The organism is Burkholderia sp. HMSC10F09, assembly GCF_001806955.1.
Taxonomy (GTDB): Bacteria; Pseudomonadota; Gammaproteobacteria; order Burkholderiales; family Burkholderiaceae; genus Burkholderia; species Burkholderia multivorans.
In genome coordinates, this window is record NZ_KV786519.1 from 1 (window position 1) to 8,952 (window position 8,952).

General features: G+C 67.3%; 9 protein-coding genes and 1 pseudogene. 4 read left to right on the forward strand and 6 right to left on the reverse strand.

The features are described from left to right. Positions 1-200: aldehyde dehydrogenase family protein (locus HMPREF3115_RS02210; RefSeq protein WP_141751616.1), on the reverse strand; the 200-nt coding region annotated here is incomplete at its 3' end. Between the two features lie 264 nt (positions 201-464). Here HMPREF3115_RS02210 and ppa point away from each other — a divergent pair. After that, the gene (gene ppa / locus HMPREF3115_RS02215; protein ID WP_006398629.1) at positions 465-992 is read left to right on the forward strand and encodes an inorganic diphosphatase; all 528 of its coding nucleotides are present in this window, start codon (positions 465-467) and stop codon (positions 990-992) included. A 55-nt stretch (positions 993-1,047) separates the two neighbouring features. Here the strand turns inward: ppa and HMPREF3115_RS02220 are convergent, their stop codons facing one another. Both HMPREF3115_RS02220 and HMPREF3115_RS02225 read right to left on the reverse strand, forming a co-directional pair. Next, positions 1,048-1,752 carry a GIY-YIG nuclease family protein gene (locus HMPREF3115_RS02220; protein WP_070553328.1) on the reverse strand — a complete coding sequence of 235 codons (705 nt, stop codon included), beginning with the start codon at positions 1,750-1,752 and terminating at the stop codon, positions 1,048-1,050. Between the two features lie 275 nt (positions 1,753-2,027). After that, positions 2,028-3,206, reverse strand: a complete 1,179-nt coding sequence (locus HMPREF3115_RS02225) for a GNAT family N-acetyltransferase (RefSeq protein ID WP_070553329.1) — start codon at positions 3,204-3,206, stop codon at positions 2,028-2,030. Between the two features lie 100 nt (positions 3,207-3,306). On the opposite strand from HMPREF3115_RS02225, the gene HMPREF3115_RS02230 reads away from it, so the two are divergent. Together HMPREF3115_RS02230 and HMPREF3115_RS02235 are read left to right on the forward strand one after the other, a co-directional pair. Next, positions 3,307-5,019 carry an NAD+ synthase gene (locus HMPREF3115_RS02230; protein ID WP_070553330.1) on the forward strand — a complete coding sequence of 571 codons (1,713 nt, stop codon included), beginning with the start codon at positions 3,307-3,309 and terminating at the stop codon, positions 5,017-5,019. Positions 5,020-5,094: 75 nt separating this feature from the next. Beyond that, entirely contained in the window at positions 5,095-5,433 is a 339-nt protein-coding gene (locus HMPREF3115_RS02235; RefSeq protein WP_006398637.1) for a P-II family nitrogen regulator, read from the forward strand. A gap of 145 nt (positions 5,434-5,578) precedes the next feature. On the opposite strand, the gene HMPREF3115_RS02240 is transcribed toward HMPREF3115_RS02235, so the two are convergent. Together HMPREF3115_RS02240 and HMPREF3115_RS02245 are read right to left on the reverse strand one after the other, a co-directional pair. Next, positions 5,579-6,658 (reverse strand): porin, encoded by a 1,080-nt coding sequence (locus HMPREF3115_RS02240; protein ID WP_006405804.1) that lies wholly within the window; start codon positions 6,656-6,658, stop codon positions 5,579-5,581. 549 nt (positions 6,659-7,207) lie between these two features. After that, positions 7,208-8,128 (reverse strand): LysR family transcriptional regulator, encoded by a 921-nt coding sequence (locus HMPREF3115_RS02245; protein ID WP_035488729.1) that lies wholly within the window; start codon positions 8,126-8,128, stop codon positions 7,208-7,210. A gap of 133 nt (positions 8,129-8,261) precedes the next feature. Here HMPREF3115_RS02245 and HMPREF3115_RS02250 point away from each other — a divergent pair, with 133 nt between their 5' ends. Then, a complete protein-coding gene (locus HMPREF3115_RS02250; RefSeq protein ID WP_070553331.1) occupies positions 8,262-8,759 on the forward strand; it encodes a GNAT family N-acetyltransferase in 498 nt (165 codons plus the stop codon). A 66-nt stretch (positions 8,760-8,825) separates the two neighbouring features. Here HMPREF3115_RS02250 and HMPREF3115_RS30595 read toward each other — a convergent pair. Then, positions 8,826-8,952 (reverse strand): annotated as a pseudogene (locus HMPREF3115_RS30595) (histidine/lysine/arginine/ornithine ABC transporter ATP-binding protein); the annotation flags it as partial.

The following is an 8,952-nucleotide window of genomic DNA, read 5'->3' on the forward strand; positions in this document are numbered from 1 at the left end:
CCACGCTCGGCCGCGCTCGCGGCGCCCCACGCACCGGCGAACGCGTCGCGCGCGGCGGCGACGGCGCGCTCGATGTCCGGCGCGGTGCCGCGCGCGATCGTCGCGAACGGCTGGCCGTCGGACGGATCGATGACGGCGATCGTTTCCAGTTGCGCGGGCAACGTCCATTCGCCCGCGATGAAATGCTTTGCCTCTTCCATGCCTGCTCCTGTCGTGCCGGGCCACGTGGCGCCGGTGCCCGGCTGCGAGGCCGGTCGGTGGGTCGGAGTCGTGCTGTCGTGTCGCGGCGGTGCCGCGCCGGATCGTGTCCGCGCGCCGGACATCGGGAACGATTATCGGCCGATCGTCGTCCGGACGCCACCGGTCGATTGGCTATAATGGCGCATTCCCTGCGGGGACGCCCGCGTCGCGCACCGGCCGCGGCGGCCCTGTCCCGACTTCCCATCGACCAACAGAGAGCGTTCATGAGCTTCAATCATGTTCCGGCCGGCAAGGACCTGCCGCAAGATTTCAACGTGATCATCGAGATTCCCGCGCAGAGCGATCCGGTGAAGTACGAGGCGGACAAGGAGCTGGGCCTCCTCGTCGTCGACCGCTTCATCGGCACCGGCATGCGCTATCCGGTGAACTACGGCTACATCCCGCAGACGCTGTCGGGCGACGGCGATCCGGTCGACGTGCTGGTGATCACGCCGTTCCCGCTGCTGGCCGGCTCGATCGTGCGTTCGCGCGCGCTCGGCATGCTGCAGATGACGGACGAGTCGGGCGTCGACGCGAAGCTGATCGCGGTGCCGCACGACAAGGTCTGCCCGATGACGGCGAACCTGAAGTCGATCGACGACGTGCCCGAGTACCTGAAGGACCAGATCAAGCACTTCTTCGAGCAATACAAGGCGCTCGAGAAGGGCAAGTGGGTGAAGGTCGAAGGCTGGGCCGGCATCGATGCCGCGCACAAGGAAATCACCGACGGCGTCGCGAACTACAAGAAGTAAGCGGCGCGCCGGCCCGGCGGCCGGTTCGCGGTGCAGGCAAACCGCGCGAGTCTCGTCACGAGGCCGCGCGGTTTTGTTTTGTGCGGCCGGTTTTGCGTGGCGCGGCGGCGATGGGGTGGGCGGATGGCGGGCGCTTCGGTCCGGATGTCGGGGCTTTGGGGGCTGTTGCCGGTTGTGCGGCTTTTGCGGGCTTTGTGCTTTTTTCGGCGCGTGCCGGCGCCGGTACCTTCGTCGGCTTGGCCGTCCTTTTCGTCTTCGTCGCCTTCTCGACCTGCGGCGCTTTCGCGCTGCGGATGGCCGGGACAGGCGTTTCGGCCCCCGTGGCCTGCTGCGCGCGCGTCGCTGCGCGTGCGGCCTTCGATGGCCCGATCGCGTCGGCCGATTTCTCCACGGCAACCGATGCTTTCGCGCCACGTCGCCGGCCGGCACCCGTACGCGGAGGCTGCCCGGCCGCAACGCGCTCCACTTCGTCTTCGACCGCGAACAGCGCCGCCGGCAAGACCGACGCAAGCGTCCGGATACCGGCGGCCAGTTCGCGCTTTTGCGTGGCGGTCAGCCGTTTCACCCAGTATTCGGCCTTCGACGCGATCGACCGGTCGGGCAACGGAAACGACGCGAGCACGGCGCGCGGCTTGCGCGAGCGCGTGTAGCGCGCGCCCTTGCCGGCCGCGTGTTCGTCGAAGCGCGCGGCGACGTCGGTCGTGATGCCCGTGTAGACGCTGTCGTCGACGCATTCGATCAGATACAGAAACCAGGACATGACCAATCGGCGGAGTGCGGAACCGCAAGTGTCTCAGAAATGGCATGCGCGATCGCGGGCAAGCGGCGAAGGGTGCGAACGCGGCGCGCGCGGGGCGGGGCGACGAACGCGCGGAATCCGGCCGGGTCGCGACGTGATTGCCGATGCGTCGTCTCGTGCCACATCGCGAATCGCGGGCCTCCGTATCGCGCCGGCGCACCGATCGACCGCGCATCGACGACGTTCGCGTTGCCGCACGAACGTCGCGCCGAGACGTCGGGCGGGATGCGGCGACGCTAGCTTCGGCTGCGCCGAAACGGATCGTGCTCGCGCAATTCGTCGACGTACGCGTGGATATGCTCGGTCTCGCGTTCGAGAAAGTGCGCGACCGCGTCGGCGAAGGCCCGATGCGCGAGCCAGTGCGCGGAGTGCGTGACGGTCGGCAGAAAGCCGCGCGCGAGCTTGTGCTCGCCTTGCGCGCCGCCTTCGAACGTGTCGAGTTCCGCTTCGATGCAGAACTCGAGCAGCTGATAGTACGCCGTCTCGAAATGCAGGCAGGGCACGTGCTCGAGCGCCCCCCAATAGCGGCCGTACAGCGTGCCGCCGCCACGCTCGCCGCGGCGATAGACGGCCAGCGCGCTCGCGATCGGCTGCCCGTCGGCTTCGGCGATCACGAGCAGCAGGTTCTCGGGCATCGTCGCGCCGATCGCGCGGAAGAAGTCGAGATTCAGGTACGGGCTCGAATAGTGTTCGCGATAGGTCTGCCGGTAGCAGCGCGTGAAGAAGCGCCAGTCCGCATCGGTGATGCGCTCGCCGGTGAGCCGCCGGAACGTGACGCCCGCGTCGCGCACCTTGCGGCGCTCCGCGCGGATGTTCTTGCGCTTTTTCTGTTCGAGCGTGCCGAGGAAGTCGTCGAAGTGCCGGTAGCCGTCGTTGACCCAGTGGAACTGCACGCCTTCGCGCAGCATCATGCCCATCGATTCGAGCAGCCGCGCTTCGTCGCTGGTCGGGAACAGCACGTGCAGCGACGATGCGTCGCTCTGTTCGGCGAACGCGAGCAGCGTCGCGGCGAGACGGCGGCGCGCGTCGTCGTCGACGGCGAGCAGCCGCGTGCCCTGCACCGGCGTGAACGGCACCGCGCACAGCAGCTTCGGGTAGTACGACAGCCCGTTGCGCTGATACGCGTCGGCCCAGGCCCAGTCGAACACGTATTCGCCGTACGAATGCTGTTTCGCATAGACGGGAGCGGCCGCCGCGAGCCGGCCCGTGCGCGCGTCGGTCAGCGTGACGAAGTGCGGCGACCAGCCGGTTTCGTCGACGGCGCAGCGCGCGACATGCAGCGCGTCGAGGAACTCGTGGCGCAGGAACGGCGTCGGCTGCGCGTCGCGCGCGAGCAGCGCGTTCCATTCGTCGGCCGCGACCTCGGCCGGGGACGACAGGATGCCCGTGCGATAATCGATGCGTTCGTGTTTCAAGCGTGAATCCGTACCGTTTGGATGTCGCCGGTTGCGTGCGCGCCCCGCGACGTTTTCGTCAGCCGTTCACCGCGCGCCGCCCGGCTGCGCCGCTCCCGTCATGAAGACCCGACTCGCTCTCGCCCAGATCAACGTCACCGTCGGCGACTTTGCCGGCAACGTCGCGCGCATCGTCGCGGCGGCCCGTGCCGCGCACGAAGATGGTGCGCACCTGATGATCGCGCCGGAACTCGCGCTGTCCGGCTATCCGCCGGAAGACCTGCTGCTGCGTCCCGCGTTCTACGCGGAAGCGGCCGCCGCGCTCGACGCGCTCGCCGATGCGCTCAAGCCGCTCGACGGGCTCGCGGTGCTGGTCGGTCATCCGCTGCGCGGTGCGCCAGGCGTCGATGGTAATGCAAACCGCCCGATCGAGCGCGGCGTGCCGCCGGTCGACACGTACAACGCGGCGTCGCTGATCGTCGGCGGCCGGATCGTCGGCACCTACCGCAAGCAGGATCTGCCGAACGCCGAGGTGTTCGACGAGAAGCGCTATTTCGCGACCGACGCCGAGCCGCTCGTCTTCGAGCTCAACGGCGTGAAATTCGGCGTGATCATCTGCGAGGATGCGTGGCACGCGTCGGCCGCGCAGATCGCGAAGGCGGCCGGCGCGCAGGTGCTGCTGATCCCGAACGGCTCGCCGTACCACATGAACAAGGAAGCGGTGCGCGTCGACATCCTGCGCGCGCGGATCCGCGAGACGGGGCTGCCGATGGTGTACGTGAACCTCGTCGGCGGGCAGGACGAACTGGTGTTCGACGGCGGCTCGTTCGTGCTCGACGGGCAGGGCACGCTCGTCGCACAGATGCCGCAGTTCGACGAGGGGCACGCGATCGTCGAATTCGATGGCGCGCGGCCGCTGCCCGGCGCGATCGCGCCGCCGCTGCCGGTCGAGGCACAGGTCTATCGCGCGCTCGTGCTCGGCGTGCGCGACTACATCGGCAAGAACGGCTTTCCGGGCGCGCTGATCGGGCTGTCGGGCGGCGTCGATTCGGCGCTCGTGCTGGCCGTCGCGTGCGATGCGCTCGGGCCCGAGCGCGTGCGCGCCGTGATGATGCCGTCGCGCTACACGGCCGACATCTCGACGACGGACGCGGCCGACATGGCGCGGCGCGTCGGCGTGCGCTACGACGAGATCGCGATCGCGCCGATGTTCGACGCGTTCCGGGCGGCGCTCGCCGCCGAATTCGTGGGCCGCGCGGAAGACGCGACCGAGGAGAACATCCAGGCGCGCATTCGCGGCACGCTGCTGATGGCGCTGTCGAACAAGTTCGGCTCGATCGTGCTGACTACCGGCAACAAGAGCGAGATGGCGGTCGGCTACTGCACGCTGTACGGCGACATGGCGGGCGGCTTCGCGGTGCTGAAGGACATCGCCAAAACGCTGGTCTACCGGCTGTGCCGCTACCGGAACGCGACGTCCGACTACGGGCGGCGCGACATCATCCCCGAACGGATCCTCACGCGTGCGCCGTCGGCCGAACTGCGCGAGAACCAGACCGATCAGGACAGCCTGCCGCCTTACGACGTGCTCGACGCGATCATGCGGATGTACATGGAAGAGGACCGCCCGCTCGCCGAAATCGTCGCGGCCGGCTACGCGCCGGCCGACGTCGCGCGCGTGACGCGGCTCATCAAGCTCAACGAGTACAAGCGGCGCCAGGCGCCGATCGGGATTCGCGTCACGCACCGTGCGTTCGGGCGCGACTGGCGTTATCCCATCACGTCGCGCTTTGCCGAACGCCTTGGCGAACGCCTCGGCGAAGGCCTTGACTGAGCCGCGCGCGACGTCGGCGGCTTACAATCGGGATCGCGATTTTTCATTCCACACGAGCATTGAGGGACAACCATCATGAAACGCATCACTGCCATCATCAAGCCGTTCAAGCTGGACGAAGTCCGCGAAGCGCTCGCCGAAGTGGGGCTTACCGGGCTGACCGTGACCGAAGTGAAGGGCTTCGGCCGCCAGAAGGGGCATACCGAGCTGTATCGCGGCGCCGAATATGTCGTCGATTTCCTGCCGAAGATGAAGATCGAGGTGGTCGTCGCCGAAGCGCAGGTCGATCAGGTCATCGACGCGGTGATCGGTGCGGCGCGCACCGGCAAGATCGGCGACGGCAAGATCTTCGTGTCGGACGTCGAGCGCGTGATCCGCATCCGCACCGGCGAGGAGAACGAAGCGGCCGTCTGAGCGCCGCATCGCTTCACGGCATGGGCCGCGCAATCCGGCCCGCCAATAAAAAACGGTGCGGATACCCGATTGGGTACCGCACCGATACGCGCCTCTCGCAGCAGCGTGGAAAGCGTTGTCGAATCGTTCTTTGGACGGCGCCTGATCAGAACAGGTGCTGGATGCCGGCGTAGACGCCGGTCTGGCTGCCGCCCGGATGCGGGTTGCCGGTCGACACGGCCGTGCCGGCCGGGTTCGCGTTCAGGCCGAAGTTCGCCGTCGAGCTGTTGCGCACCGTCGCGACCTGCAGGTCGAACAGCGTGCGCTTCGAGATGTTGTACGAGCCGCCGACCGTGTAGATGTTCGCGTTGCCGCCGCCGTGGTTCGCGTTCACGTGATACACGGCTGCGATCAGTGCCGCGGCCGGCGTCGCCTGCCACGTCACGCCGCCCCAGACTTGCTGGGTGCCGGTCACGCCTGCGTTCGCTGCGGGGCCGCCGCTGCCGTCGGCGCGCGAGGCCTGGTAAGCAGCCTGCAGCTTGAACTGGCCGAGGAACACGTTCAGGCCCGCGAAATATTCGCGCGAGTAGTTGAACACGTCCGAGAAGCGGCCGTTGCTGTCGCGCGTTTCGTCATAGATGCCGCGCAACTGGAACAGCGAGTTCGTGTACGTGATCTGCGCGCCGGCTGCACGACCCGGCTGGCCGGCCGTCGTGTTGCCGTTGAAGCTGGTCGAGTTCGAGAACGAGAACTGGCCGTAGAAGTCGAGGCCGTAGAACTGCGGCGACTGATACGACACGTTGTTGCTGGTCTTGTTCCAGTTGCGGCCGCGCACGAGCGACGCGGTCGACCAGTTCGATTGGCCGAACGGGTCGAAGTCCCACACGCCGTTTGCGATCGCGAGTTCGCGACCGAGCAGCAGCGTACCGTAGCGGTCGTTGGAGATACCGACGGTCGCGAAACGATCCCAGATCGAGCCGCTGAAGCCGCCCGTCATCGTGTTGAACGCGCCTTCCAGGTGGAACAGGATCTTGTTGCCGCCGCCGATGTCTTCGGTGCCCTTCAAGCCCCACAGGCTCGTGCCCCAGTCGCCGCTTTCCGCGCGGAATTGGTGACCGTTTTGGAAGCCGTTCATGTATTCGAGGCCGGCATCCAGGCGACCGTACAGCGTCACGCTGCTCTGTGCATGCGCCGTCACCACCCCAGCAGCCATCAGCGCGGCCGCGACCAAAGCTTTCTTCATCATCTCCTCCATACCCTGTCAAAAAGTCAACCCAGACTGCACGAGATGCCCGACGCGGCGAGCGGCGGGCAAAAGCGGGATAACCAGGGAGACCTCGTGCAGGGCCGGGTCGGCGCAGCACGCGGGGCAAGCGGACGGGAGTGCCGTTGAGCGGTCCCGCGCGGCCGGGTGGGTCTGCGGGGTCTCCTTGTTGTGTCGTGAAGCTAAACTACATTTCACGCACTTCGTTTTGCTACTTTGGTTACTAATTTAGCAAAAATACAATTTTGTGGCGACGGAAATCGTTGTTTGACTAACACGTGTCGCCAAATTGCCATGCAACACGGCCCGCGACGGCCGTGCGCGCGCCGCCGATCGCCGGAAAACCCTTGTCCGACAAGGGAGACACGATTTCGGCGAATCGGGATCAAGGATTGCCAGTATTGACGTCGATAAAACGCCGGCGTATGCGGGCAGAGCGCGGAATTGGTAAGTAATTCGTAATGATTTCGGCGGGTAAGGGATGCGCTCGCGCGTTCGGCAGCGATGTCTCGCCGCGCTCCGTGCGGCGCGCTAGGCGTGCGGCCGTGCCTCCAGCAGGCGCGCGCGAATCCAGCGGTGCGCGTCGGTGCGCGCATGCTTCGCGTGCGAGTAGACCTTCAGCGTGTAGCGCGGAATCTCGAACGGCGCGGGAAAGAGGCGGATCGGCGCGGCGTGCCGCAGCGTCTGCGCGGCGCGGTTCGGCACGGTCATCAGCAGCGCGGATTGCGCGATCATGAATGGCGCGGCCAGCACGGTCGGCAGTTGCACCGCGACGTCGCGCGCGAGGCCGAGCCGGTCCAGCACGTAATCGATCACGCCGCGCGATTCGTTCCACGGCGTGACGACCACGTGGCGCGCCGCCAGATACTGGTCGAGCGTCAGGCGTCGGCGGATCGTCGGGTGGGCGGCACTCGCGATCACGACATAGTCGTCCGCGAACCAGTCGAAGTCTTCGATACCCGGCGCATCGGCGACCGCTTCCTCGTGATAGCCGAGCGCGAAATCGATGCGGCCGGCGGCCAGTTCGTCGACGGCGATCTTCCGGTCGGAATGGACGACGCGGATCCGCAGTCGCGGCGCCGCCTCCTGGATCTGCGCGACGAACGCCGGCAGCACAGCGAACGCCGTGTAGTCGGTCGCCGCGAACACGAAGGTGCGGTCGCTGTGCGCCGGATCGAAGCGCCGCGCCCGCGCGAGCCCTTTCGACATCGCGTCGAGCGCGTCGCCGGCCCAGGTCGCGATGTCGTCCGCGCGCACGGTCGGCTGCATCTCGTTGCCGAGGCGCACGAACAGCGCGTCGCCGATCGCGTCGCGCAGCCGTGCGAGCGCGTGGCTCAGCGCGGACGGACTCATCGCGAGCTCGTATGCGGCCGCGGCCACCGAGCGGTGGCGGTACAGCGCGTCGAAGACGAGCAGCAGGTTCAGGTCGAGACGGCGCAAATCGTGATGCATGGCGTTCAGATCGGAATGAAAAAACTGCACTTCCTGCAGGCGCGACGCGAACGTAGCATGTCGGTTCGACGAGCGCCAGCGCGAATCGCGGCGCTCTCTCCGTTTTCGTCCGGGCCGAAGGAGGGCTCCTGCCGTGCAAATCGACATCCGCCGCGCGACCGTCGCCGACGTGCCGCTGATCCTGCGTTTCATTACCGAGCTGGCCGTCTACGAGAAAGCCGAGCACGAGGTCGTCGCGACGCCTGCATCGCTCGAGCGCAGCCTGTTCGGCGACGCGTCGACCGCGCGCGCGCTGATCTGCGAAGTCGACGGCGAGCCGGCCGGCTTCGCCGTGTATTTCTTCTCGTATTCGACCTGGCTCGGTCGGCAGGGGCTGTATCTGGAGGATCTGTACGTCTCGCCGCGCTTTCGCGGCGCGGGCGCCGGCCTGCGGCTCCTGAAGACGCTCGCGCGGATCGCCGTCGAGTCGGGCTGCGGCCGTTTCGAATGGAGCGTGCTCGACTGGAACGAACCGGCGATCCGCTTCTACGAAAGCGTCGGTGCGGCGCCGCAGAGCGAGTGGGTGCGCTACCGGCTGGCCGGCGACGCCTTGCGCGCATTCGCCGCCGACGCGCCGGTCGACGCCGCGTAAACGCAAAACGAGCGCCGCGCGGCGAACCGCGGGGCGCTCGTTTTGCGCGGCGGGACGCGCGGCGCGTTACTTGAGGCTGCCCGACAGGAACTGCTTCAGGCGCTCGCTCTTCGGGTTCGCGAACACGTCGGCCGGCACGCCTTCTTCCTCGACGCGCCCCTGGTGCAGGAACATCACGTGGTTCGAGACGTTG

What these genes read in the sequence shown, in the direction of transcription:
- ppa (WP_006398629.1), top strand. Translation starts at nt 465, where the DNA reads ATGAGCTTCAATCATGTTCCGGCCGGCAAGGACCTGCCGCAAGATTTC.
- HMPREF3115_RS02220 (WP_070553328.1), bottom strand. Translation starts at nt 1,752, where the DNA reads ATGTCCTGGTTTCTGTATCTGATCGAATGCGTCGACGACAGCGTCTAC.
- HMPREF3115_RS02230 (WP_070553330.1), top strand. Translation starts at nt 3,307, where the DNA reads ATGAAGACCCGACTCGCTCTCGCCCAGATCAACGTCACCGTCGGCGAC.
- HMPREF3115_RS02235 (WP_006398637.1), top strand. Translation starts at nt 5,095, where the DNA reads ATGAAACGCATCACTGCCATCATCAAGCCGTTCAAGCTGGACGAAGTC.
- HMPREF3115_RS02240 (WP_006405804.1), bottom strand. Translation starts at nt 6,658, where the DNA reads ATGATGAAGAAAGCTTTGGTCGCGGCCGCGCTGATGGCTGCTGGGGTG.
- HMPREF3115_RS02245 (WP_035488729.1), bottom strand. Translation starts at nt 8,128, where the DNA reads ATGCATCACGATTTGCGCCGTCTCGACCTGAACCTGCTGCTCGTCTTC.